Source organism: Amycolatopsis sp. NPDC043885 (assembly GCF_056435685.1).
Genome location: NZ_JBWKEA010000001.1, coordinates 403,234 through 427,728, shown reverse-complemented (window position 1 = coordinate 427,728; position 24,495 = coordinate 403,234). Strand labels below are relative to the sequence as shown.

Here is a 24,495-nt window from a genome sequence, read left to right as displayed (position 1 = left end):
TCATCCACGTTTCGAGTGTCCCGCAAAACGCGGGGGTTGGCCGCCGGCGTGCGAGGGGCCCACGCCGGCGGCCGTTTCGTCCGGGGGAGCGTCAGCTCCCCATCTCGCCGAGCCGTTTCGTGCGGCGATAGCCCGCGATGACCGCGATGGTTCCGAGAACCAGCAGGATCACCCCGACGGCCAGCCACCAGCCGACATCGGCCCCGGTGGCGGCGAGGGCACCCACCCCGCCACCGGCGACGCCGACTCCGGCGCCAGGCAACTTGTACATTTCGACCTCACTTCACCCAGGTCAGGCGGTGGTCGCCGGACGCCGGTTGCGGACGACGCGGATACCGACCGGGATGGCGACGGCGCCGAGCAGGCCGAGACCGATCCACAGTCCGGCGCCCGAAGCGAGCGGCACCGGCAGACCGGCCGGACCACAGGTGGCCGACGAGACGATCACGTCGCCGGAACCGAGCGGGTTGAGCGCCTGTCCCAGCAGCTTCACGTGGATGGCGTTGACCGTGAGGCTGCCGTCACCGTTCTTGATCTGCTCGTTGAGGATGATCGTCGCGACGTTGGCGTCGCCGAGACCGACCTTGACCTGTGTGTTCGGTGCCGGCGTCGAGTCGACGGCGCCCGCGCTGCCGAGGTTCGCACCGACCAGGTTCGTCGCACCCTGCACACCCTTCTGGGTCGCGGTGCAGGTGGCTTCGACGACCTTGACGCCGACATTACCGAGTGCGCTCTTCAGCAGCGGCAAGCCGACATCGGCGGTGCTGGCCTTGGCGGTCACGGCACCGGAGTTGTCGTCGCGCTTGGCTTCGGTGTTGATCGCGCCCGCGGTCAGCACACCGGTGAGGTTGGCCTTCGCGAGGCTGTTGGTGGTCGGCCCGGAGGTCTTCGCTTCGGCGAGCGGCCCGGCCTTCACCGCGTCGAGGCCGAGGAGTTTCACATCGACCTTGACGCCATACGCGGAGCCGTCACCGGGGGCCGCCGAGGCGGGCGCCGCACCGGCGATGGCCACACTCGCCACCACAGCGGCGAGCAGTCCGCCTCGTCGCAAGAGGTGCGTGTTCTTCAACTGGTCCTCCGAATTGATTCGTGGGGAGTTTCTCTTGATCTGCGGTCGGCGCGAGGGCGCAACCGTCGCGGACGAATCCTCAGCTGGCCTGACTCGGCTCGCGGATCGTCTATCGCCGAGTGTTTCTTAAATTGAACAAAAAACTGCGAGGATCACCGGATCAGGTGGTCTTGCGAACATTTCCCGCAGGTCGCCGAAGGGTTCACCCTTTCGGCCTAGTCAGTTTCTGCACGATCGTGCCGAAAGGCCCCATGATCACGTTGAAATGCGAACCCCGGTCGAAAGGGCCGGTTCCCGCTGACTTACTCTCGTCGGCGAGTTCCTGTCCGCTGCGCCGGATCCCGTCGTCTGCTGCGTCTTTCCTGAGAGGGTCACCGTGGCCGTTGCGAGCGCTCCCTTGCCGAGTTCCAGCCGGTTTCCGCTGCGTATGGCGGTACTGGCGGTGCTCGCCGTCGCGGTCGGCCTGGTGCTGGCCGAACGTCTGTACCGGGTTTTCGAAGTCCAGCTCTCCGGCCTGATACTGAGGGTCATCACCACATCGGGTGTCTTCGTCGCCGGTGAACGCGAGACTGTCTACTTTGGGTTGTCGGGCGATACTCCACTCGGGTTAAGAATGACTCCGGAATGCTCGTCGGCATTCATGTTGCTGCCTCTGTTGCTGGTGACCGCCGTCATGTTGTATTTCCGTCCGGGAAATGCGAAGAGGCTCTTCGTTTCGCTGGCCATTTCCGCGATCGTCGTCATTCTTGTCAATCAGATGAGGGTTTTGGCCATTGTCGGGCTCGTGAACGTGATAGGTATCGACGAAGGCTATTACTGGGGTCACACCCTGCTCGGTTCGATGGTCAGTGTCCTCGGCGGCGCGGTCGCCCTCGTGCTGTTCGTCTGGCTGGGCACCCGCAAGCCGCGTGCCGAACGAGGGGCCGCCTGATGGGCGGCGGCTCGATCAAGATCCTTCTCGCGATCACGCAGGCCTTCGCGCTCACCATGAGCGTGGCGTTCATCGTGTACGTGGTCGTGATCGTCGTGCCGTACCTGCGGCGCAAACCCGCTCCCGTCGGTGACGCCGCCGACTTCACCTGGCACTTCTTCGTTCCGTGCCGGGACGAACAGACCGTCATCCGGGAAACCGTGCGGTACCTGCGGTCGACGTTCCGGCACGCGCACGTCTGGGTCGTCGACGACGACTCCGAGGACCGCACGGCGCGGGTGGTGAGGTCGATCTGGCGCCGCAACGGCGGCTACGACCCGTACCTGCACCTCGTTCCCCGGCGTCGTCCGGAGGCGCGGACGGGCAAGGGGGACGCGCTCAACGCGGCCTATCAGGCGCTCAACGACTGGATGGGACCGGACGCGAGCCGTGACGACGTGGTCGTCGTGGTCGTCGACGCGGACGGGCGGCCGGCGGCGAACTGTCTCGAGGTGTGCGCCGCGGACCATCTCTTCGGCGACGAAACGATCGGCGCCGTGCAACTGGACGTCTGGATGGGCAACGCCGACACCCGCCCGCCGGGGAAGAACTGGTTTTCGCGCGCTTTCGGGCTGAAGCTGGCCCAGATGCAGGATCTCGAGTTCCGCACGGCCATCGCGGCCATCCAGACCTCGCGCGGGTTCACCGGCACGATTTCCATGGGCGGCAACGGTCAGTTCACGCGACTGTCCGCATTGGACTCGATCGCCGGACCGGACGAGCAGCCGTGGCGCGGTTCGCTGCTGGAGGATTTCGAACTCGGCGTGCACCTGCTGACCGCGGGCTGGCGGACCGGCTACACCCCGGATTCCCATGTGAAGCAAGAAGGTCTGTACAGCCTCCGGCGGTTCCTGGTGCAGCGCACGCGCTGGGGCCAGGGCACGATGCAGTGTTCGCGGTATCTCCGGCGGATCTGGGATTCGCCGCATGTGAGCACGCTGGGTGCGGCGGAGATGATGTACTACCTCGCGCAGCCGTGGATGCAGCTGCTCGGCTCGCTGCTGTACCCGATCCCGTTCATCCTGCTGCTCTTCAGCACCGCGGGTGATCCGGCGCAGGTGTGGACCTGGTTCGCCGACGACGGCGCGTGGATCCTGTTCGCCATCTACGGCTCGTTCGGGCTGCTGCCGTTCATCGTGTGGGGCCCGATCTACCAGTTCAAATGCCTGAAAAGCCGCAATGTCCTGCGTGGACTGGGGATGGGCTTCGCCTACGCGCTGTACATCTACACGTTCTACATCACGTCGTGGCGGGCGCTGTTCCGGCTGGTGCGCGGCCGCAACGGCTGGTCGAAGACGCGGCGGAACACCGAGCACGCCCCCGGGGTCAAGGTCGCGCTGGACTCCTGACCCCGGGGACGGTTTCAGAGCGCGGGCAGGATCCGGACGTCGTCCGCCTTCACGAAGGCGATGCGGTGTCCGAACTGGATCTGCACGTACTTCGTCTTGCCCTTGACGACCACGTGGTTCGCCGGGTCGAACGTCGTCGCCGAGTAGTACTCGGAACCGAGGACGTTGCCGAGCGAGTACCGCTGTCCCGCCGAGAACGTGTACGGCAGCGGGACGACCTGCTGCACCGGCACGTTCGCCGGATAGGCCTCGGCTTCGGGATACGCCCGCCCGAACACCGGCACGGTCGCCAGGCCGGGCTTCGGCGTGACGACCAGGCCGAACGCCGGACTCGTCGTGCGCTGGTCGCGGAACCAGCCCTTCTGACCGAGGTACCAGATAGCCGTCCAGCCGTCACGCCGCTCGGCGACCACGTACCGCTGGCCGGTCTCCGCCCGGCTGCCGATGTCGGAAACGGCCATCGTGCTCGCCGAACCGTCCGGGCGCAGGCCGATGTCCTTGAGCAGCGGCGCCGAGTCGCTCGGCTCGCTGCGCAGCACGACCGAACCGGAACCCCTTGCCGGGCAAGGCTTCCCGGCCGTCTCGCAGCCGGTGAACGCGGGCTGGTTCGTGGCGAAGTCCGGGGTGATGGTCACCAGCGGTGAGCCGGGACGGCCGAAGCCGGAAAGCGGCGCGCCCATCAGCTCGAAGTAGTGCGCCCAGTCCCAGTACGGGCCCGGATCCCAGTGCATGCCCCTGATGGTCGAGGGGATCGTGCCGGGGACGTTGTCGTGGCCGAGGATATGCGCGCGGTCGAGTGGGATGTCGTACTTCCGCGCGAGGTAGGCGACGAGCTTCGCGGAGGTGCGGTACATCGCCTCCGTGTACCAAGTGCCCTTCGCGGCGAAGCCCTCGTGCTCGATGCCGACGGACTTCGCGTTGACGTACCAGTTGCCCGCGTGCCAGGCGACGTCCTTGGTCGGCACGTGCTGCGCGATCTGGCCGTCGGACGAGCGGATCGTGTAGTGCCAGCTCACGTACGTCGGGTCGGTGACAAGGTCCATCGCCGTGTCCCAGTAGCCCTCGGTGTCGTGGATGATGATGTATTCGACCTTCTGGCTCTTCGGCCGGTCCGCTTTGTCGTGGTTGCCGTAGTCGTTGTCCGGCAACTCCTGGTACGGCGCCGGCACGGAAAGGCACGAGACCTTCTTCGGGCACTCGATCTTCGGGGCTCCGGCCTGGGCGCGCGCCGGGCTCACCGGTGACGCGGCGAGGGTGACGTTCTGGCCGTCGTCGGTCCTGCGGCTGACGCCCTTGGAGATGGTGTCGAAGACTTCGTCGGCGAAGACCTGCGCTCCCTCCGCGTCCTTCGCGCCGCTGTAGCGCGCGACGGCGGCCCTCCAGTCGCCGGTCTCGCGCTGGTACTTCGCCAGCAGAGCGGCGCCACCGCGGATGTTCTGCGTGGTGTTCGTGCGCAGCGTCGCTACGTCCTGGCCGATGAGCGCGGCCGCCTCGTCGATGGTCTGGAGGCCGGGCGGGGGAGGCTTCGGCGCCGGAGTCACCGGGAGCTTCGCCGGGCGGGCGTCGTCGCCGCGCGGGTCCTCCTCGCCTTCGTCGTGATGCGTGCCCGTGCCCGCCTCGCGGAGGTCGGTCAGGTGCATCGGGCCGTACCCCGCGGACGTGCTCGGGGTGCCGGCGTTGAAATCCCAGCGCGACTCCAGGAAGGAGACGCCGAGCAGGACGTTCTCCGGGACGCCGAACTCCCGCGCGGCGGCCGCGAAGTCCCGCTGACGCTGCTGGTCCGCAGGGGCGGCTTCGGCGGGGACAGCGGCGAGGAGGCCTGCTGCGAGGGCGAGGACGGCGAGCCCGGCGGTCCGTTTGGACCGGCGTCGGAGCGGCTCGAGGGTTACGGGACGGAAGGGACGCGGCATGGGCGTATACCCCCAGTGACTAGGTCTGCTGAACAGGACCGACCCCAATGGTCGAAACCTAACCAGAAACCGGCTTCGTCCGTAAGGTCCCTCCAGATCGCGATTAGGGGGCTAAACGCAGGTCGGTGGCAAGGTGGGGGCATGACTGGGGTGAAGGAGCTTCTGCAGGAGAAGGACCACGTCTTCCTCGACTTCGACGGTCCGGTGTGCGACGGGTTCGCCAGGCTTCCGGCGAGCGAGGTGGCGGACAGGCTCAAACGCCTCATCGAGCCGGAGGTGATCGCCTCGTCCGATCCGTTCGACGTGCTCCGGTACGCCGCCTCGTGCGGACCGAACGCCGCGCACGTCGTCGAGCGGCAGTTCAACCGCTTCGAGGGGGAGGCCGTCGCCCTGATCTCGCCGGCTCCCGGTATCGCGGAAGTGCTCCGCGAATGGCGCGCGCAGGGGTTCACGGTGACGATCGTCAGCAACAACTCCGTCGACGCGATCAGGTCCTTCCTGGGGCTGCACGAACTCGCCGTGCACATCCGCGGAATCAGCGCGCGGACGACGAGCGATCCCGCGCTGCTGAAGCCAGGGCCGGCGCTCCTCGACGCCGCGGTGAAGGCCCTGGGCACGTCGCCGGGGCAGTGTGTCATGGTCGGCGACTCGGCCGCGGACATCCTGGCCGCCCGCGCCGCGGGCGTCGCTTCGATCGCTCTGGCGAAGACGCCTGCGAAGCGCAGGGCCCTCGCGGCTCTCGACCCCGATGCCCTGGTGACCGACCTCGCGGACTTGCGTTTAGCCCCCTAATCGCGATCCGGTGGTACCGGGCTCAACAAAACGGCCGGTCACGGGCTCGGAGGCCGAGTTTTCACGGGGTGAGCGGACCCTCCTTGCGAAGCTGGCACTCACATGGCTAGAGTGCTAATTGCACGGCCCGAACACGCCCCGGCACCCGCGACGGCGGGGGTGGTAGGAGCCGTAACTCATCCTGCCAACGCTTTCGACGACCGTGGAGGTCAACCCGGTGAGCGTGAACATCAAGCCGCTCGAGGACAAGATCGTTGTCCAGACGAGTGAGGCCGAGGAGACGACCGCTTCCGGCCTCGTCATCCCCGACACCGCCAAGGAGAAGCCCCAGGAGGGCAAGGTTCTGGCCGTGGGCCCGGGCCGCATCGACGACAAGGGCAACCGCGTCCCGCTCGACGTTTCCGTCGGCGACGTCGTCATCTACTCCAAGTACGGCGGCACCGAAGTGAAGTACAACGGTGAGGACTACTTGATCCTTTCCGCTCGCGACGTGCTGGCCGTCATCAACTGACGTCCGCTCTCAGCGCATGACGCCCCGGGCCCCGCATTGCCGGGGAACGGGGCGTTCGTGTTTTCCGAGCTTTAGAACTGGAAGGTAAGCGGAACAGGCCATGCCCAAGCAGATCAGTTTCGACGAGGACGCTCGTCGCGCGCTCGAGCGCGGGGTGAACAAGCTCGCCGACGCGGTCAAGGTCACCCTCGGCCCGCGCGGTCGCCACGTCGTGCTCGACAAGAAGTTCGGTGGCCCGACCATCACCCTCGACGGCGTCACCGTCGCTCGTGAGATCGAGCTCGACGACCCGTTCGAGAACCTCGGCGCCCAGCTCGCCAAGAGCGTCGCCACCAAGACCAACGACGTCGCCGGTGACGGCACCACGACCGCGACCGTGCTCGCGCAGTCGCTGGTGAAGGTCGGCCTGCGCAACGTCGCCGCCGGTGCCAACCCGACCGCCGTCGGCCGTGGCATCGAGGCCGCCGCGGAGAAGGTCATCGCGGTCCTCAAGGAGAAGGCGACCCCGGTCAAGGGTCGCGACAACATCGCCCAGGTCGGCACCGTCACCTCGCGTGACGCGGCCATCGGCGCCCTGCTCGGCGAGGCCGTCGAGCGGGTCGGCGAAGACGGTGTCATCACGATCGAGGAGTCGTCCACACTGGCGACCGAGCTCGTGATCACCGAGGGTGTGCAGTTCGACAAGGGTTTCCTGTCGGCGCACTTCGCGACCAACCCGGAGGAGCAGAAGGCGATCCTCGAGGACGCCTACATCCTGCTGGTCCGCGAGAAGATCTCGGCGCTGGCCGACCTGCTCCCGGTGCTGGAGAAGGTCGTCGAGGCCAAGAAGCCGCTGCTGATCATCGCCGAGGACGTCGACGGTGAAGCGCTGTCGACCCTCGTCGTGAACTCGCTGCGCAAGACGATCACCGCCGTCGCGGTCAAGGCGCCGTTCTTCGGCGACCGCCGCAAGGCGTTCCTGGATGACCTCGCGGTCGTCACCGGCGGCGAGGTCATCTCGGCCGAGATCGGGCACAAGCTGTCCGAGACCACGCTGGCCCAGCTGGGCAACGCCCGCCGGATCGTCGTCACCAAGGACGACACCACGCTCGTCGACGGTGCCGGCACCAAGGACGACATCGCGGCCCGCGTCGCGCAGATCCGCAAGGAGATCGAGAACACCGACTCCGACTGGGACCGCGAGAAGCTGCAGGAGCGGCTGGCGAAGCTCGGCGGCGGTGTCGCGGTGATCAAGGTCGGCGCGGCCACCGAGACCGAGCTGAACGAGCGCAAGCACCGCATCGAGGACGCCGTGGCTTCGACCAAGGCGGCCGTCGAAGAGGGCATCCTGCCCGGCGGTGGCTCGGCGCTGGTGCACGCGGTCAAGGAGCTCGACGGCGGCCTCGGCCTCGAGGGCGACGAAGCGACCGGTGTGCGCATCGTCCGCGACGCGCTGTCCGCCCCGCTGTTCTGGATCGCGACCAACGCGGGCCATGAGGGCGCGGTCATCGTGAACAAGGTCCAGGAGCAGAGCTGGGGGCACGGCTTCAACGCCGCCACCGGTGAGCTCACCGACCTGCTGGCCGCCGGCATCGTCGACCCGGTCAAGGTGACCCGGTCCGCGGTGGCGAACGCCGCTTCCATCGCCCGGCTCGTGCTCACGACGGAGAGCTCCATCGTCGAGAAGCCGGTCGAGGAGGAGCCCGCCGCGGCCGGTCACGGCCACGCGCACTAGTTCCACCCCTGAAGCGGGGCGGTACTCCATCCGGAGTGCCGCCCCGTTTTCGTGCCCGCCGCCGACCTGCGTTTAGCCCCCTAATCGCGATCCGGCGCGCTCTGCGGTGCCGCGCCGTGGACCTGCGTTTCGCGGGCTAAACGCGATCCGGCGGTCGGGAAGCGGCGTCCGAGGCCGACCTGCGTTTCGCGGGCTAAACGCGATCTGGGTGGCGCGGGTGCCCAGGGCCGCACCGACCTGCGTTCAGCCCCCTAATCGCGATCCGGGGCGGGAGACGCGGAAGGGCGGCACCCCACCCGGATGCCGCCCTTCCGCGTCGCCGACTCGGCCGGTTCAGCCGTTCGACATGCTCAGTGTGCGCTTGTCCGCCTTGATGATGTGCTCGCGTTCCGATTCCGACAGTCCGCCCCAGATGCCGTACGGCTCGTGCACGGCGAGCGCGTGGTTCCGGCACATGGCCAGTACCGGGCAGGCCAGGCACACGGCTTTGGCCCTCGCCTCGCGGCGGGCTCTGGCCGGCCCGCGCTCGCCGTCAGGGTGAAAGAAGGACGCGCTGTCCATGCCTCGGCACGACCCTTCGAGCTGCCAGTCCCATACATCCGCGTTGGGCCCCGGGAGCCTGCGTGTGTCCGCCATCCTGACCGCCTCCGTCATCCGGTCGAAGCGTTTACCTGCTCTGCTGCGCTGCGGATACTCCATTCGGTGCAACGGCGGTAACGTTAGAAGCGCGCCAATACTTGTTCAAGAGATTCAAGACGATTCAGCCGTTAGGCATCCCCCGGATGTGTGAGCGGTACTTTCCGTTCCGGTTGCCCCGGTCCCTGCCTGCCTGGATATTGGGTCGAGTGGGATCTCGGATCAGCAGTGAAGAACCCACCCTGCCGGTGGCCTCGGTCGCTCGCCGGCTCGGGGTCGCGCCGTCCACCCTGCGCACCTGGGACCGCAGATACGGCGTAGGACCGAGCCGCCACACCAACGGCCGTCACCGTCGCTACGGCAGCTCCGACATCGGCCGCCTCGAACTGATGCAGCGCGCGTTGCTTCGGGGCGCCTCGACGGCTGAAGCGGCGAAGTACGCGCTGGAGCAGATGCCCCGGACGGCGACGGAGCAGCCGGAAGCCGTCGTGGTCCAAGTGGAGGAGCGGGCCACCGCGCCGCCCGCCGACGATCATGACGTTCCTTCCCGTCTCGCCAGGCGTTTGAGCACCGCCGCGCTCGCGATGGATTTCGGCGCGGTCCAGCGCATGCTCGCCGACGCGATCCGCGAACTCGGCGTCCTGCCGGCCTGGACCGGTGTCGTGTCGCCGGTCCTGACCGCGCTCGGCGCGCGCTGGCGCGGTGTCAGCGCCGGCGCGGAGGTCGAATACCTGCTCGCCGAGTGCGTGTACGCCGCGCTCGTCCGCGCCACGCCGGTGCTGCGCGAACCGCGTAACCAGCGCCCAGTCCTGCTGACCTGCGTCCCGGACGAGCGCGACAACCTGCCCATGTACGCGCTCGCCGCGGCGCTGGCGGGACGCCGGATCGGCGCCCAGCTGTTCGGGGCGTCCCTGCCCGCCGAAGTGCTCGCCGTGACCGTGCGCCGCAGCGTCCCGGCCGCCGTGGTCCTGTGGTCGGGACGGCGTGCGACCGCGGACCCTCGCCTGTTCGCCAGGATCTCCCGCGGCCGTCAGCGCAGCAGGCTCTTCGCGTGCGGCCCCGGCTGGGATCCCGCCACCCTCCCGGACAAGATCGAACTGCTCGGCGAACTGACGACCGCCGCCGACCGGATAGAGCACGTTCTTGTCGGTGCGAGGCGATAGAAAGGACGCATGGAATCGTCCTTGCGGTCCGCCGCGTTCGGTGACGGCGTGCCGCCGCCGAGCTTCTTCGCGGTGCCCGCGTCGCCTCGCGGACGGTTGCTCGCCGCGATCGGGCTCGGCGCCCGCGGCCGGTACGCGGCGGCGGCCACGCTGCTGAACGGTTTGCGCACGGGCAAGGATCCGGTGGTCGCGTCACTGGCCGCGAGCACGCTGGCGTCGCACCGGCGGCAGCTGGGCGGGCACGCGGCGGCCCTCGTCCTCGACGGCGAGGCGCTCGCACGGGTGATCACGGAGCCGCGAGGCGAACCCGACCCCGACGGTCTGGACGCCGAGGGCGCGCGGGCGGACGCACTCCTCGGCCTCGCGGCGGACAACCTGGGGCGCGGCAGGCTGGCCGCCGCTCGGAGGTTGCTCGCCCGCGCGGAAGTGCACACCGGCAACTGGCGGACCCGGACGAGGGCGGGCTGGGTCGGCGCGGAAATCGAACTGGCGAGTAACATTTCCGCCGCGGCGATCGCACCTGCGGAAATGGCGTGGGAAACCGCGCGTGCCAGGGGTGCGTGCCGACATGTCGTCAAATCACAGCTTGTACTCGGCGTGACGATCGCGAATGCCGGTTCCGCTGAGCGGGAGCGCGCGAAAGCGCTGGTCGAGAGCGCGCGCGAAACCGCCGAGAAATACGAATTCAATTCACTTCTGTGGGTCGCATGCCTGGTCGAGGCGGACTTCGGGGCAGGACACGCCGATGAGTATCGATTCAGAGGCGCGGAAGTGTTGCACGCAGTGTTACGGCATGCGGATCCTTGCGGGAGGTGGCTCGCCCGGGAATCTCCGTGGGTACCCCTCTGATGGCGTCTAGCCTGTTGGAGGGCCCATTCCGGCAACCGGGCTAAGAACTTTCAAAAAAAGCCACCGGATCGTGTCAAGGTTCGGGCTAAAGCGTCCGATAGGGGAAGTGGAATGTCACCCGGCTGCAGGAAGGAAACCCCGTGACGACGGTCTTGATCTGCGACGACCGACGCAGTGTCCGCGAAGGGCTCACTCGAGTGATGTCCGCGGTCCCAGGGGTCAGTCGCATCGACTGCGTAGCGCACGGTGACGAGCTGCTGGCCCGGTACTCCCGTCAGCCGGTCGACGTCGTGCTGGTCGGTACCCAGCGCGCCGTCCCGACCGGCGTCGAAGCCACCCGGCGGCTCGTCTCGGCGAACCCTCAAGCGAACGTGATCGTGTTCGGCGCCCCGGACGACGCGGGCAGCATCGCCGCCGCCATCGCCGGCGGCGCCCGCGGCTACCTGCGCTGGGACGCCTCGCGTCCCGAGCTGGTCGCCGCACTGGCGCACACGCTCGCCAGCACCTCGGTGCCGGCGCCGCGTCAGCCGTCCGACCCTGGCGTCCAGCTCACCGAGCGAGAGCTTCAGGTGCTTCGCGGGATGAGCCAGGGCAAGAGCAACGGGCAGATCGGCCGCGAGCTGTATCTGTCCGAAGACACCGTGAAGACCCACGCGCGCCGCTTGTTCCGCAAGCTCGGCGTGCGAGACCGCGCTCAGGCGGTCGCCCACGGATTCCGCCGTGGACTTGTTTCCTGACAACGCTTTCTTGATTTCAACGGCGAGATCGCACAACGGGTGACGAACGGGCCGGGGGCGTACCCCTGGCCCGTACCTGTGTTCCCTGTCACGCTTCGCGCATTTATGTTCACCGCTCGGGCACCCTTGCCCGAGCGAGTCCGCCTCCGGGTGGACCGTCGTACTCCACTGTGTCCCGGCTCGTTGAAAGTTCGACTACGAGCGAAAGGGACCAGGAAGATCCGGGTTCAGCGTGCTCGCCGGCAGGTCGGCGCGCCGATGGCGGCCGTCAACGAAGGCGGCGAGCCCGGGCGGTACGGTAACTGTCACCGGTAGTGGATTCCGAAGTCACACGCCGGACTCTTTGCACGCCTATACGTAACACTGGGACTGTTGTCTGCGATGGCCAATGTGGGGGACGGACTGGATGAGCCGGTCGCCGCTGCTGTTGAGGGTGATCCTCAAGCGGTCGAGCGGTTGCTGGCGGCCATCCGTCCTTTGGTAGTGCGGTACTGCCGCGCTCGAGTTGGCAGGCAGGAGCGTTCGTTCGCTTCCGCAGACGACGTTGCTCAGGAGGTGTGTCTCGCGGTGCTCACGGCATTGCCTTCGTACCGTGATCAGGGCCGCCCGTTCCTGGCCTTCGTCTACGGGATCGCCCAGCACAAGGTGGCCGACGCGCATCGCGCCGCGGCCCGCAACCGCGCCGAGCCGGTCGCCGAAGTCCCCGATGAGATCGAGGGCGGCGTCGGTCCCGAGCAGCGTGCCCTTCAAGGCGAGTTGAACGAGCGCATGTCGCAGCTGCTGCGCGTCCTTCCCGACAAACAACGTGAGATCGTGGTCCTGCGGGTGGTCGTGGGATTGTCCGCCGAAGAGACGGCCGAGGCCGTGGGGTCCACCCCCGGCGCCGTCCGGGTGGCCCAGCATCGGGCCCTCGCGCGCCTACGTAAGGTTCTGGCCGCTGAGGAGGTGATCTGAGTGACCGATCGCGACCATCGGTTCTCCCCTGAGACCGATCGTGAACTGACGGCCTTCGAAAGAGGGCTGACGCCCTCGGAGGCCGAGTTCGCCGCGGATCTGTCGGCCGTCCAGGCCGATGACGCGCTGCTCGACGCACTCGGTGGCTCGGACCCGAAGATGGCCGACGACCTCGGCGATCAGGAACTCAACGCGCTGCTGCTGGCCTGGCGGCGTGACATCGACAGCGAGCCGCTCGCGGAACTAGTCGACGTCGACACCGCCGTCGTCACCGTGAAGACAGCCGCGCTCGCCCGCAAACACGGGGGAAGACGCCGGCTGCTGGTCCCGGTGGCCGCCGCGGCGGCCGTCCTGGCCATCGCCTTCGCCGGTACCGGTCTCGCCGCGAAGGAGGCGCAGCCTGGTGACACGCTCTGGGGCCTGACCAAGGTGCTTTACGCCGACCACGCCCGGTCGGTCGAGGCCGCCGCGGCGGCCAAACTCGATCTCGAGAAGGCCAACCTCGCGCTCGCCGGCGGGCGCCTCGACGATGCCCGCAAGGCGCTCGACGAGGCCCAGGCCGCGCTGAGCCAGGTGACCGACGAAGAGAACCGCGATCAGCTGCTCGAACAGCACCGCCAGTTGAGTGCTCAGCTGCAGAACCCCGGCCAGCAGCCTTTGCCGCCGGATCAGCAGCAGCCGTCGCAGACCCCGGTCGCGACCACACCGCAGCCCACTCCGCAGCCGACCGCTCCGCCGACGTCACTGCCCGGAGGCGGCAACCCCGGCACGAGTCTGCCGGGCACCACGACTCCCTCGCCGACTCCGCCGACCACGACCAGCGAGCCGCCGCCGCCCACGACGTCCACGACGCCGCCGGCCTCGGGCAACGACCCCGGTGGCTCGCGGAATGAGCCGACGCCGGGCGCCGGAGCGCAGGCTCCCGCCGCGGGCGAGACGACGTAGCACCCCGGAAACGCCGAAGGGCCTGGTGAGATCTCTCTCACCGGGCCCTTCGCCTTTAGCGGGCTAAACGCGATCAGTAGGCGCTTTCGTTGGCGGTGACACCGTCCGCGAACCCGCGGCAGTAGTCCCAGCTCACGTAGTCACCGGGGTTGGGGTCGAACGCGGGCTCGTGCGGCCGCATGCGGCCGTCGGCGAGCAGCTGCTCGAGACTGGCGCGCAGCAGATGCCAGTCGTGGTAGTGGGGCTCGTCGCATTCACCGCAGTCGACCACGATCCCGCGCACCCCGCGCGGCTCTAGGAGCGCCTGGTAGACGGCGAGATCGGAGAGGTCGGCCAGCAACTCGGTGCGTTCTTCGTCGCTGATCGGCTCGTCGAGCCGGTCAGCGTCATCGATGAACGCGCGGGCCGGGTCGTCCGGGTCATCCGCGAACGGGTCTGGGGGCAACGCATCTTGCGGCACGCCTGCACGCTACCGGGCGCCCACCCGGGCCGGGCGGCCGCCCGGCCCGGATATCATGAGGGGCAGGCCCTCGCGTCGCCACAGCGACACGTTCATCACCGCTAGGAAGGCCCTTCGCCTGCTATGACCAGCGACAGCGTCACCGCCCCCGTCCCGAGCAAGTTCGCCATGCTCGGGCTGACCTTCGACGACGTGCTGCTGCTGCCGGCCGAGTCCGACGTGGTGCCCAGTGCGGTCAGCACCCGCACCCGGCTCTCCCGCAACGTCACCCTGAACATCCCGCTGGTCTCCGCCGCCATGGACACCGTCACCGAGGGCCGGATGGCCATCGCGATGGCCCGCCAGGGCGGGATGGGCGTGCTGCAGCGCAACCTGCCGATCGACGACCAGGCGGCCGCCGTCGAGGTCGTGAAGCGCTCCGAAGCGGGCATGGTGACCGATCCGGTCACGTGCTCGCCCGAGGACACCCTCGCCGAGGTCGACGCCCTGTGCGCGCGGTTCCGGATCTCCGGTGTGCCGGTCACGGACGCCGCCGGGTCGCTGGTGGGCATCATCACCAACCGCGACATGCGGTTCGAAGTCGACCACACTCGCGCGGTGCACGAGGTGATGACGAAGCCGCCGCTGGTCACCGCGCAGGTCGGCGTCACCGCGGAGGCCGCGCTCGGGCTGCTGCGCCGCCACAAGATCGAGAAGCTGCCGATCGTCGACGGCGCGGGCAAGCTGCGCGGGCTGATCACGGTCAAGGACTTCGTCAAGACCGAGCAGTACCCGAACGCCTCCAAGGACACCAACGGCCGCCTGATCGTCGGTGCCGCCGTCGGGGTCGGCCCGGACGGGCACAAGCGCGCGATGGCGCTGGCCGACGCCGGGGTCGACGTGCTGATGGTGGACACCGCGCACGGGCACTCCCGCGCCGTCGTCGAGACCGTCGCGCTGTTGAAGAAGGAACTGGGCGACACCGTCGACATCGTCGGTGGCAACGTCGCGACCCGGGCCGGCGCGCAGGCGCTGGTGGAGGCGGGCGCGGACGGGATCAAGGTCGGTGTCGGCCCCGGCTCGATCTGCACCACCCGCATCGTCGCCGGGGTCGGCGTGCCGCAGATCTCCGCGATCTACGAGGCCGACCAGGCGGCGCGTCCGGCCGGCATCCCGGTGATCGGTGACGGCGGTATCCAGTACTCGGGCGACATCGCGAAGGCGATCGCGTCCGGCGCGTCCACGGTGATGCTCGGCAGCCTGCTCGCGGGCACCGCCGAATCGCCCGGCGACCTGATCCTGGTCAACGGCAAGCAGTTCAAGACCTACCGCGGGATGGGCTCGCTGGGCGCCATGCAGTCGCGCGGCCAGGCGAAGTCCTACTCGAAGGACCGCTACGCCCAGGATGACGTGCTGAGCGAGGACAAGCTGGTCCCCGAGGGCATCGAGGGGCGGATCCCGTTCCGCGGGCCGCTGGCGAACGTCGTCCACCAGCTGGTGGGCGGGCTGCGGTCGGGCATGGGCTACGCGGGCGCGTCGACGATCCCCGAGCTGCAGGAGGCGCAGCTGGTGCGGATCACCGCGGCCGGCCTCAAGGAGAGCCACCCGCACGACATCACGATGACCGTCGAGGCGCCGAACTACACCACCCGTTAGTCCGCCCCTCAGGACACTTACCCATCCGGTTCCGTTCCCGGGAGACTTGGCTCGCTGATCAAGTCTCCCGGGAGGAACCGATGTCTTTCACGTCGCGCCGGACCGCTCTGGCCGTCTTCGCCGCCGCGGCCCTCGGGCTCGGCGGAGGGGTGGCCGCTTCCGCCGCACCTTCCACGTCCGAGGCCGTCGCCTTCCAGGCGTCACCGGGTGAGCTGTGGAAGCGCACCGAGCTGTACTTCGGGACAACGAAGCCGGGCGGCGGAGAGCTGACCGACGCCGAGTTCGCCGCGTTCACCGACAAGGTCGTCACGCCGAGGTTCCCGGACGGGTTCACCGAGCTGACCGGACGCGGCCAGTGGCGCGGTTCGGACGGCGTGATCTCGCGAGAGAAGTCGAAGGTGGTCGTCGTCGTGTACCCGTTCAGCGACCGCGACGCGAACCGCGAGATCGAACAGATCCGGACCGACTACAAGAAGGCCTTCGCGCAGGAATCCGTCCTCCGGACCGACTCCGTGGAGAAGGTCTCCTTCTGACCCCAACGCCCGGGGGCGCCTTTAGCGGGCTAAACGCGAAACGGGTGGGGCGCATGGGGCTGGTGTGACCTCCGGCCCGGTTCGGGTGCCCCGTGCGCAGGTCACCCACGCGGCCTAGCGACAATGAGGTGTAACGGTCGTCGGTGAGAAGGGACTTGACGTGCGGGATCTGGTCGAGATCGGCATGGGCCGCACCGCGCGGCGGGCGTATGACCTCGATGACGTGGAGATCGTGCCGTCGCGGCGCACCCGGTCGTCTTCGGTCGTGTCCACCGCCTGGCAGATCGACGCGTACCGGTTCGAGCTGCCGCTGGTCACCCACCCCACCGACGCGATCGTGTCGCCGGGAACCGCGGTGGCCGTCGGCGAACTCGGCGGGCTGGGCGTCCTCAACGCCGAAGGGCTGTGGGCGCGGCACCCGAACGTCGAGGACGCGATCTTCCGCCTCGTCCGGGCCGCGGAGGACACCGAGGATCCGACCGCGATCGTGCGTGAGCTGCAGGAACTGCACTCCGCCCCGATCCGGCTGGACCTGCTGACCGAGGCGATCAAGACCGTCCGCGAGTCCGGGGTCACCGTGGCCGCGCGGGTCAGCCCGCAGCACGCCGCCGAGCTGACGCCGGACCTGCTCGCGGCGGGCGTCGAGATCCTAGTCGTGCAGGGCACGATCATCTCCGCCGAGCACGTCCAGCGCGACGCCGAGCCGCTGGACCTGAAGGACTTCATCGGACGGCTCGACGTCCCGGTGATCGCGGGCGGCGTCAGCGACTACCGCACCGCGATGCACCTGATGCGCACCGGCGCGGCCGGCGTCATAGTCGGGCACGGGGCCAGCCGCGGCGTGACGAGCACCGACAGCGTGCTGGGGATCGGGACGCCGATGGCGACCGCGATCGTCGACGCCGCGGCCGCTCGCCGTGACTACCTCGACGAGACCGGCGGCCGGTACGTCCACGTGCTCGCCGACGGCGGGATGAGCACGTCCGGCGACATCGCCAAGGCCATCGCCTGCGGTGCCGACGCGGTCATGCTGGGCGCGCCGCTGGCCGCCGCCTCCGAGGCGCCGGGGCAGGGGCTCTACTGGACGTCGGCCGCCGCGCACCCGTCGCTCCCGCGTTCGCGCGTGGCGCTGGGGCCGGACTACGCCGTCGACCTGAAGACGCTGCTCTTCGGGCCGTCCTCGGACGCCGAGGGCGTCGTGAACCTCTTCGGCGCGCTTCGCCGCGCGATGGCGAAGACGGGCTACTCGGACCTGAAGGAGTTCCAGCGGGTCGGCCTGACCGTCCGCCGCTGACGCTCGCTCCCGGCCCGGATCGCGTTTAGCCCGCTAAACGCGATCCGGGCCGTCTTCGTGTTCTGGAGCCCCATCAGCCCCATGCGTCCCTCCTGTGTCGCGTTTAGCCTGCTAAAGGCGCTCCGGCGGCCGGGGGCGGTAGTGGGACGAGCCGAGAGCCCGGGCGATCTTCCGCTGTAGGTCCCGCAGGATCGGGAGGGTTTCGTCGTCCGCGAAGCCCGTGGTGATCGACCAGTCCATCCCGGAGCCGAAGACGTCGCTGGCGAACACGATTTCGGTGGCCACGAGGGCCCTGCGCCAGTCCGAGGCGCTTAGTGGTTTTTCGTCGGCCAGCGCCCCGCGCAACCTTCGCGCTTGTTCGAAGAGGTCGGGCACGTCCTTGAAGCCCATCGCGATGGCGAGGTCGTCGGTGCACGCGGCCGGTCCACCCCATTCCGCCAGGCCACAGCGCAGTACCGTGCGCTCGTCACGCGTCAGGTCGATCGTCAGCAGTGCATCCGTATCCACCGGTCGATGATGCCCCAGCCGCGTTCGTGCATTCGGCTGGAAGGTAACCGGCCAGTAACTTACCTCTGGTCAGAAGGGGTGGCCGGGGTTACAGTCGAGGGTGTGACTGCGAGTAACACCACCACTGAAGACGACTTCGACTACGACGTGATCGTCGTCGGCTCCGGGTTCGGCGGCAGTGTCGCCGCTCTCCGGCTGACCGAGAAGGGCTACCGCGTCGCCGTCATCGAGGCGGGCCGCCGCTTCGCCGACGACGAGTTCGCGAAGACGTCCTGGGACCTTCGCCGCTACGTCTGGGCGCCTCAAGTCGGCTGCTTCGGCATCCAGCGCATCCACATGCTCAAGGACGTCATGGTGCTCGCCGGCGCGGGCGTCGGTGGCGGCTCGCTGGTCTACGCGAACACGCTGTACCGGCCGTTGAGGCCGTTCTACGTGGACCCGCAGTGGTCCCACATCACCGACTGGGAATCCGAGCTCGGCCCGCACTACGACCAGGCCAGCCGCATGCTGGGCGTCGTCACCAACCCCAGCGTCACGCCGTCGGACGTGGTCATGAAGGGCGTCGCCGAGGACATGGGCGTGCCGGACTCGTACCATCCGACGCCCGTCGGCGTGTACTTCGGCAAGCCGGGGGAGCGAGCCGAGGACCCGTACTTCGGCGGCGCGGGCCCGGCGCGCACTGGCTGCACCGAATGCGGCTCCTGCATGACCGGCTGCCGCGTCGGCGCCAAGAACACGCTGGTCAAGAATTACCTGTACCTCGCGGAGAAGGACGGCGCGAAGGTCATCCCGCTCACCACCGTGAGCGCGATTAGCCCGCTGAACGCAGGTGGGTACGAGGTGAGCATCAAGAAGACCGGGACCACCTCTCGCAAGTTCCGGCACAAGCTCACGGCCGCGCAGGTGGTGCTCGCCGCCGGCACGTGGGGCACGCAGAACCTGCTCCACAGCATGCGCGACACCGCCAAACTGCCGAAGCTCTCGCCGCGTCTCGGCGAACTGACCCGCACGAACTCCGAGGCCATCATCGGCGCCGCCCGGACCTCGGTCGACGAGGAGCGGAACTTCAGCCGCGGCGTCGCGATCACGTCGTCGATCCACCCCGACGAGAACACGCATATCGAGCCCGTCCGCTACGGCAAGGGCAGCAACGCGATGAGCCTGCTCCAGACCATCGCCACCGAAGGCGATTCGGCGGTCCCGCGCTGGCGCCAGGCCGTGAACTTCATGCTCAAGCACCCGGTCCAGACGGTGAAGCTGCTCAACGGATACCGCTGGAGCGAGCGCACGGTGATCCTGCTGGTGATGCAGAGCCTCGACAACTCCATCACCACGTACACCAAACGCGGGCTCTTCGGCCGCCGCAAGTACACGTCCAAACAGGGCCACGGCGAGCCGAACCCGAGCTTCATCCCCGCCGGGCACGAGGCCAACCTCCGCACCGCCGAGCGCATCGGCGGCATGGCGGGCGGCACCTGGGGCGAGATCTTCGACATCCCGCTCACGGCGCATTTCATCGGTGGCGCCCCGATCGGCACGGCGCCCGACAACGGCGTGATCGACCCGTACCACCGGGTGTTCAACTATCCGGGATTGTCCATTGTGGATGGTTCGGCGATCACGGCGAACCTCGGTGTGAACCCCTCGCTCACCATCACCGCGCAGGCCGAGCGGGCCTTCTCGTTCTGGCCCAACAAGGGTGAGCAGGACAGCAGGCCGCCGCAGGATTCGCCGTACACGCGGCTCGAACCGATCGCGCCGAAGAACCCGGCTGTTCCGGCGGACGCGCCCGCGGCGCTTCGGCGGTAACTTGGGAGTGTGACAGCATCTGAACGCGCACACGCCCTGCTGAACCGCGTCCGTGCCCTGCACGGCGAATGGGAGCGCGTCGTGCGCGGGATGGACGAGGAGGCCGTGCGCGGCCCCAGCGCGCTGCCCGGCTGGACGCGAGCGCATCTGCTGTCCCACCTCGCGCGGAACGCCGACGGCCTGGTCAACCTGCTCACCTGGGCGAAATCCGGCGTCGAGACACCGATGTACGCCGGCGAGGCGGCCAGGGACCACGACATCGAGAAGGGCGCGTACCGGTCCGTCGAGGAGATCGCCGACGACGTCATCGGCTCCGCGGCGCGCTTGGTCGAGGTCGCGGAGAGCATGCCGGACAGCGCGTGGCAGGTCCGCGTGCGCGCCCGGCAGGGACGCGAGATCCTGGCGGAGTTCGTGCTTTGGCTTCGGCTCTCCGAGACCTCGATCCATCTCGCCGATCTGGACCTCGGCTACGACTTCGCCCGCGTCGCCGATCTGCTCGGTGACGAGTTCGACACCGTCGTCGGCAACGCCATCGGGATGTACGGCGGCGAACTGCCCGCCGTACTCCTGGTCGCCGCCGAAGAGAACGGCTATCGCCACGAGTGGCGGATGAGCGAAGGGGAACTGACGACGCTGACCGGGACCCGCGGCGAGGTATTGGCCTGGGTCACCGGCCGCAGCGATGGTTCCTCTTTGGACGGTGACGTGCCTGCGCTGCCGCGCTGGCTGTGATGGCACCGTCCGAAGAGGACAGGGTCAGCTTCGGAACGCGTCCACGCCGAACTGCTTGGCGAGGTCGTCGAGCATGGCGTGCGCGCCCTGCAGGCTCACCGACGTGAACCAGGTGGTGTCGTTGACGTCGATCTTCTTTCCCTTGAGGGTTCCCCAAAGCGGGTTCGACTGGAACTTCGTCATGGGGTTTTCGGCCTGCTTGGTCTCATCGGTGTAGCTGGCGATGAAGATGGCTTCGGCGTCGAGCTTCCCGATCTCCTCCTGGCTCAGGTCGTTGGAGATCTTCGTCTTGTTGTCCGGCTGGCCCGCGGGGCGCTGGAGCCCGGCGTCGGCCATCACGGTCCCGGGGAACGACGCGCTGCTGTAGAGCCGCACCGTCGGCTCCCCCTCGATGAAGCGGACCACGGAGACGGCCGCGGGCTTGCCGAGCTTCGCCTTGATCGCGTCGCCGACCTTGCGGGCCCGCTCCTCGTAGGACTTGATCTTCTGCTCTGCCAACGCCTCCTTGCCCAGCGCCTTGCCGAGCATCCGGATGTTGTCCTTCCAGGTGGCACCGGTGGTCTGGCTGAACACCGTGGGTGCGACCTTGCTGAACTCCGCGTAGAACTTCTCGTGGCGCACCTTCGCGGACACGATCAAATCCGGCTTGATGTCGTACAGCTGCTCGATGTCCGGACTCTCGAGCGCGCCGATCTCCTTGGCGCCCTCGGCGTACTTGCGGTCGTCGCCCAGGTAGTCCGGCAGCTTGTCGTAGTTGCGATATTTGGTGTACGCCACCAGTTTCGTCTCGAGCGCGAGCGTGGTATCGACGTAGCTGGAGTCGAGCGCCGCGACGGTGGCGGGCTGCTTCTCGATCTGGGCGGACCCCATCACGTGTTCGACGGTGCGCGGGAATCCACTTTGGCCGGTGCCGGTGGAAGCGGATTCCTGTTCACCGCCACCGCATGCGGAGAGTGCCAGGCAGGCTGTCACGGCGATGGCGAGGACTGCGCGCCGGGGTGGGGTCATGGGCCACTCTTTCTGTGCGGTTAGGCTTTCCTAACCGGAGCATAGGATGGCGGATGTCCACAGTGGAAGTTCGTGTTGGAAAGGCGACAGTAGGCGCTCTGCTCGTCACCTTTCTGGCTGTGATCTGCGTCGCGAGCATCGCCCTGGGTGCGCGTTCGATTCCTTTGGGTGTCGTCTGGGACGCGATCTTCCATCCCACGGGCGTGCCGGACCACCTGATCGTCCGTTCGTTGCGGGTCCCGCGCACACTGCTCGGTGTCCTCGCAGGGCTCGCGCTCGGCGCGGCCGGGGCGCTCATGCAGGGCCACACCCGCAATCCGCTCGCGGACCCCGGTCTGCTCGGCGTCACGCAGGGCGCGGCGTTCGCGGTGGTGCTCGCCGTCGTCGTGCTCGGCATCGACGACCTGTACGCGTTCATCTGGTTCGGCTTCGCCGGTGCCCTCGTCGCGAGTGCCGTGGTGTTCCTGCTCGGCGCGGTCGGCGGCCGCGGCGCCACGCCGGTGACGCTCGCACTGGCCGGAGCCGCGGTGAGCGCCCTGCTCAACGGCGTCATCTCCGCGATCGTTCTCGGCGACGACCGCGGGATGGAGACCTACCGGTTCTGGCACGTCGGTTCGATCGCGGGCCGGGATCCCGCGATGATCGGCCAGATCGCCCCGTTCGTGGCCGCGGGCCTGCTTCTCGCGGTGATCAACACCCCTGGGATGAACACGCTCGCGCTCGGGGACGACGTCGCCGTCGCGCTCGGACGGCGGGTCGGCCGGACGCGGCTGCTCGGGGTCGTCGCGATCACGCTGCTGACCGGTGCCGCCGTCGCCGCCTGCGGCCCGATCGCGTTCCTGGGCCTGCTGGTCCCGCATTTCGCGCGGGAGATCAGCGGACCCGACTACCGGTGGCTGGTGCCGTTCTCGGCCGTGCTCGGCGCGATCCTGCTGCTGGCGGCGGACCTGCTCGGCCGCGTCGTCGCGTCGGACAACCTGGAGGTCGGCATCATGCTGGCGGTGCTCGGCGTGCCGGTGTTCGTCCACCTCGTCCGCAAGAAGGGCCTGGCACGGATATGACGGCTCCCAAGGCGATCTCGCTCGGCCCGGCGGCCTGGACCGTCCGGCCGAGGACGCTCGCCGTCGTGCTCTTCGCGACGGTCGCGCTGGTGCTGGTCGCGGCGCTGAACATCGGTATCGGCACCTCCCACATCGGCCTCGGCGACGTCCTGAAGACGTTGTTCGGCGGCGGCACCGCGCGGGAACGCGGGATCATCTTCGACCTGCGGATGCCGCGCACCTTGACCGCGATCGGCGTCGGCGCGGCCCTCGGGCTGTCCGGCGCGTTGTTCCAGACCATCGCCAGGAATCCGCTGGCCAGCCCGGACATCCTCGGCATCACCTGGGGCGCGGGCGTCGGCGCGGTCGGCGTGATCGTCGCGGGCGGCACCGGCGGCCAGGTCAGCGGCCTGGCGAGCACGCTGGGCGTCCCCCTCGCCGGACTGGTGGGCGGCGTGATCGCGGGAATCCTGCTGTACGCGCTTTCGTGGCGGCGCGGGATCGACGGCTACCGGCTCGTGCTGATCGGTATCGCGCTTTCGGCCGTCGGCTACAACCTCGTGTACTGGCTGCTGACCATCGGAGACGTCGACAACGCCGCGCGGGCGACGACGTGGATCGTCGGCAGTCTCGCCGACGTCGGCTGGGAGTCGGTCGCCCCGGTCCTGCTCGCGCTGGCCGTGCTCGCGCCGATCACGCTGGTCGCCGGGCACACCATCGGCGGCCTCCAGTTCGGCGACGACACCGCGCGCGGCCTCGGTATCCGGGTCGACGCCGCCCGCGGGACCCTGCTGCTGCTCGGAGCGGCCTTGGCCGCCGTCGCCACCGCGGCCGCGGGCCCGATCACCTTCGTCGCGTTGGCCACCCCGCAGATCGCCTTGAGGCTGGTCCGCTCCGCGCAGCCGCCGCTGTTCGGCTCGATGGTCCTTGGCGCGTTGCTGACCGTCGGCGCGGATTTCGTGGTGCGGGTGACGCCCGGCCTGTCCGGGCTCCCGGTCGGCGTGCTCACGGCGATCCTCGGTGCGCCGTACCTGATCTTCCTGTTCATCCGCAGCCGTAAGGAGGAGCGCGCGTGAACGCCAGACTGCGTGCCCGGGAATTGGAACTCGGCTACGGCGAAACGCCCGTCGTGACCGGGCTGGACCTCGACGTCCTCGACGGGACCGTCACCGCGATCATCGGCCCCAACGGCTGCGGAAAGTCGACCCTGCTGCGTGCGCTGGCGCGGTTGCTCAAGCCACGGCAGGGCGCGGTGCTGCTCGACGGTGAGCGCATCGACAAGCTGCCGACCCGCGAGGTCGCCAAGATCATCGGCCTGCTGCCGCAGACGCCGTCCGCACCCGAAGGGCTGACCGTCTCGGATCTGGTCCGGCGGGGGCGGCATCCGCATCAGAGCTGGTACCGGCAGTGGTCTTCCTCCGACGACGAGGCGATCGAGCGGGCGCTGCGGCTGACCGGGATGGAGGAGCACGCCGGCCGGGTCGTCGACCAGCTCTCCGGCGGGCAGCGGCAGCGGGCGTGGATCTCGATGACGCTGGCGCAGGAGACCGGCCTGCTCCTGCTCGACGAGCCGATCACGTATCTCGACCTGGCGCACCAGATCGACGTGCTGGACCTGGTGTACCGGCTGCACGACGAACGCGGGACCACCGTGGTGATGGTGCTGCACGACCTGAACCTCGCCGCCAGGTACGCCGACAAGCTGGTGGCGATGCGCGACGGCAGGATCGTCGCGCAGGGCCCGCCCGCCGAGGTGCTCACCGAGCCGCTGCTCGAGGAGATCTTCGGTCTGACGGCTAAGGTCATGGCCGATCCGGTGTCCGGTACGCCGCTCGTCGTGCCGGTGAGCGCACACCTTCGGGGGTAGGGCCGCAACCT

At 68.8% G+C, this 24,495-nt stretch carries 25 protein-coding genes; 18 read left to right on the top strand and 7 right to left on the bottom strand.

Annotated features, from left to right (window positions below):
• Positions 1-91: 91 nt before the first annotated feature.
• Together AC069I_RS02160 and AC069I_RS02155 are read right to left on the bottom strand one after the other, a co-directional pair.
• Positions 92-271: an LPXTG cell wall anchor domain-containing protein gene (locus AC069I_RS02160; protein ID WP_007031099.1), complete on the bottom strand. Its 180-nt coding sequence runs from the start codon at positions 269-271 to the stop codon at positions 92-94.
• A gap of 21 nt (positions 272-292) precedes the next feature.
• Positions 293-1,069, bottom strand: coding sequence for a choice-of-anchor P family protein (locus tag AC069I_RS02155; protein ID WP_478225001.1), 777 nt, complete (start codon positions 1,067-1,069; stop codon positions 293-295).
• A 427-nt stretch (positions 1,070-1,496) separates the two neighbouring features.
• On the opposite strand from AC069I_RS02155, the gene xrtP reads away from it, so the two are divergent.
• Together xrtP and AC069I_RS02145 are read left to right on the top strand one after the other, a co-directional pair.
• Positions 1,497-2,000 (top strand): exosortase P, encoded by a 504-nt coding sequence (gene xrtP, locus AC069I_RS02150; RefSeq protein ID WP_478264675.1) that lies wholly within the window; start codon positions 1,497-1,499, stop codon positions 1,998-2,000.
• Entirely contained in the window at positions 2,000-3,388 is a 1,389-nt protein-coding gene (locus AC069I_RS02145; RefSeq protein WP_034304376.1) for a glycosyltransferase, read from the top strand. The genes xrtP and AC069I_RS02145 overlap by 1 nt, the downstream gene beginning before the upstream one ends.
• Before the next feature lie 14 nt (positions 3,389-3,402).
• On the opposite strand, the gene AC069I_RS02140 is transcribed toward AC069I_RS02145, so the two are convergent.
• Positions 3,403-5,298 carry an N-acetylmuramoyl-L-alanine amidase gene (locus AC069I_RS02140; protein ID WP_478264674.1) on the bottom strand — a complete coding sequence of 632 codons (1,896 nt, stop codon included), beginning with the start codon at positions 5,296-5,298 and terminating at the stop codon, positions 3,403-3,405.
• Between the two features lie 141 nt (positions 5,299-5,439).
• Between AC069I_RS02140 and AC069I_RS02135 the strand changes: the two genes are divergently transcribed.
• The 3 genes from AC069I_RS02135 (at position 5,440) to groL (ending at position 8,315) form a co-directional block, all read left to right on the top strand.
• Positions 5,440-6,090, top strand: coding sequence for an HAD family hydrolase (locus tag AC069I_RS02135; protein ID WP_478264673.1), 651 nt, complete (start codon positions 5,440-5,442; stop codon positions 6,088-6,090).
• Positions 6,091-6,307: 217 nt separating this feature from the next.
• Positions 6,308-6,601, top strand: a complete 294-nt coding sequence (gene groES, locus AC069I_RS02130) for a co-chaperone GroES (protein ID WP_007031106.1) — start codon at positions 6,308-6,310, stop codon at positions 6,599-6,601.
• Positions 6,602-6,701: 100 nt separating this feature from the next.
• The gene (gene groL, locus AC069I_RS02125; RefSeq protein ID WP_034304382.1) at positions 6,702-8,315 is read left to right on the top strand and encodes a chaperonin GroEL; all 1,614 of its coding nucleotides are present in this window, start codon (positions 6,702-6,704) and stop codon (positions 8,313-8,315) included.
• Between the two features lie 333 nt (positions 8,316-8,648).
• Here groL and AC069I_RS02120 read toward each other — a convergent pair whose 3' ends face one another.
• A complete protein-coding gene (locus AC069I_RS02120) occupies positions 8,649-8,969 on the bottom strand; it encodes a WhiB family transcriptional regulator (protein ID WP_007031108.1) in 321 nt (106 codons plus the stop codon).
• A gap of 230 nt (positions 8,970-9,199) precedes the next feature.
• Here AC069I_RS02120 and AC069I_RS02115 point away from each other — a divergent pair, with 230 nt between their 5' ends.
• The 5 genes from AC069I_RS02115 to AC069I_RS02095 all read left to right on the top strand — a co-directional run bounded on the left by AC069I_RS02115 (position 9,200) and on the right by AC069I_RS02095 (position 13,599).
• Complete coding sequence (locus tag AC069I_RS02115; RefSeq protein WP_478234053.1) at positions 9,200-10,114, top strand: MerR family transcriptional regulator; 915 nt, start codon at positions 9,200-9,202, stop codon at positions 10,112-10,114.
• Between the two features lie 9 nt (positions 10,115-10,123).
• Positions 10,124-10,963: a hypothetical protein gene (locus tag AC069I_RS02110; protein WP_478233963.1), complete on the top strand. Its 840-nt coding sequence runs from the start codon at positions 10,124-10,126 to the stop codon at positions 10,961-10,963.
• Between the two features lie 140 nt (positions 10,964-11,103).
• Positions 11,104-11,700 (top strand): response regulator transcription factor, encoded by a 597-nt coding sequence (locus AC069I_RS02105; RefSeq protein ID WP_003073605.1) that lies wholly within the window; start codon positions 11,104-11,106, stop codon positions 11,698-11,700.
• Positions 11,701-12,081: 381 nt separating this feature from the next.
• The gene (locus AC069I_RS02100) at positions 12,082-12,654 is read left to right on the top strand and encodes a sigma-70 family RNA polymerase sigma factor (protein ID WP_037314832.1); all 573 of its coding nucleotides are present in this window, start codon (positions 12,082-12,084) and stop codon (positions 12,652-12,654) included.
• Entirely contained in the window at positions 12,655-13,599 is a 945-nt protein-coding gene (locus AC069I_RS02095) for an anti-sigma-D factor RsdA (protein ID WP_478225007.1), read from the top strand.
• 73 nt (positions 13,600-13,672) lie between these two features.
• On the opposite strand, the gene AC069I_RS02090 is transcribed toward AC069I_RS02095, so the two are convergent.
• Entirely contained in the window at positions 13,673-14,059 is a 387-nt protein-coding gene (locus tag AC069I_RS02090; protein ID WP_005166667.1) for a DUF5319 domain-containing protein, read from the bottom strand.
• A gap of 123 nt (positions 14,060-14,182) precedes the next feature.
• Between AC069I_RS02090 and guaB the strand changes: the two genes are divergently transcribed.
• The 3 genes from guaB (at position 14,183) to AC069I_RS02075 (ending at position 17,521) form a co-directional block, all read left to right on the top strand.
• Positions 14,183-15,694 carry an IMP dehydrogenase gene (gene guaB, locus AC069I_RS02085; protein WP_340684712.1) on the top strand — a complete coding sequence of 504 codons (1,512 nt, stop codon included), beginning with the start codon at positions 14,183-14,185 and terminating at the stop codon, positions 15,692-15,694.
• Positions 15,695-15,774: 80 nt separating this feature from the next.
• Positions 15,775-16,227, top strand: coding sequence for a DUF3574 domain-containing protein (locus AC069I_RS02080; RefSeq protein ID WP_478264672.1), 453 nt, complete (start codon positions 15,775-15,777; stop codon positions 16,225-16,227).
• A gap of 160 nt (positions 16,228-16,387) precedes the next feature.
• Entirely contained in the window at positions 16,388-17,521 is a 1,134-nt protein-coding gene (locus tag AC069I_RS02075) for a GuaB3 family IMP dehydrogenase-related protein (RefSeq protein ID WP_034304399.1), read from the top strand.
• Positions 17,522-17,632: 111 nt separating this feature from the next.
• Here AC069I_RS02075 and AC069I_RS02070 read toward each other — a convergent pair whose 3' ends face one another.
• On the bottom strand, positions 17,633-18,028 hold the full coding sequence (locus AC069I_RS02070) for a hypothetical protein (protein WP_478225009.1): 396 nt from the start codon (positions 18,026-18,028) through the stop codon (positions 17,633-17,635).
• Positions 18,029-18,130: 102 nt separating this feature from the next.
• On the opposite strand from AC069I_RS02070, the gene AC069I_RS02065 reads away from it, so the two are divergent.
• Both AC069I_RS02065 and AC069I_RS02060 read left to right on the top strand, forming a co-directional pair.
• Positions 18,131-19,837: a GMC family oxidoreductase N-terminal domain-containing protein gene (locus AC069I_RS02065; protein ID WP_478233960.1), complete on the top strand. Its 1,707-nt coding sequence runs from the start codon at positions 18,131-18,133 to the stop codon at positions 19,835-19,837.
• A gap of 9 nt (positions 19,838-19,846) precedes the next feature.
• Positions 19,847-20,569, top strand: coding sequence for a maleylpyruvate isomerase N-terminal domain-containing protein (locus tag AC069I_RS02060; RefSeq protein WP_478225011.1), 723 nt, complete (start codon positions 19,847-19,849; stop codon positions 20,567-20,569).
• 24 nt (positions 20,570-20,593) lie between these two features.
• On the opposite strand, the gene AC069I_RS02055 is transcribed toward AC069I_RS02060, so the two are convergent.
• A complete protein-coding gene (locus tag AC069I_RS02055) occupies positions 20,594-21,577 on the bottom strand; it encodes an ABC transporter substrate-binding protein (protein ID WP_478264671.1) in 984 nt (327 codons plus the stop codon).
• 119 nt (positions 21,578-21,696) lie between these two features.
• On the opposite strand from AC069I_RS02055, the gene AC069I_RS02050 reads away from it, so the two are divergent.
• The 3 genes from AC069I_RS02050 to AC069I_RS02040 are packed head-to-tail and all read left to right on the top strand — an operon-like array spanning position 21,697 to position 24,484.
• Positions 21,697-22,638 carry a FecCD family ABC transporter permease gene (locus AC069I_RS02050; RefSeq protein WP_478225014.1) on the top strand — a complete coding sequence of 314 codons (942 nt, stop codon included), beginning with the start codon at positions 21,697-21,699 and terminating at the stop codon, positions 22,636-22,638.
• Entirely contained in the window at positions 22,635-23,693 is a 1,059-nt protein-coding gene (locus AC069I_RS02045; RefSeq protein ID WP_478264670.1) for a FecCD family ABC transporter permease, read from the top strand. Before AC069I_RS02050 ends, AC069I_RS02045 begins: the two co-directional genes overlap by 4 nt.
• Entirely contained in the window at positions 23,690-24,484 is a 795-nt protein-coding gene (locus AC069I_RS02040; RefSeq protein ID WP_034304416.1) for an ABC transporter ATP-binding protein, read from the top strand. Before AC069I_RS02045 ends, AC069I_RS02040 begins: the two co-directional genes overlap by 4 nt.
• The last annotated feature ends 11 nt before the right edge of the window (positions 24,485-24,495 follow it).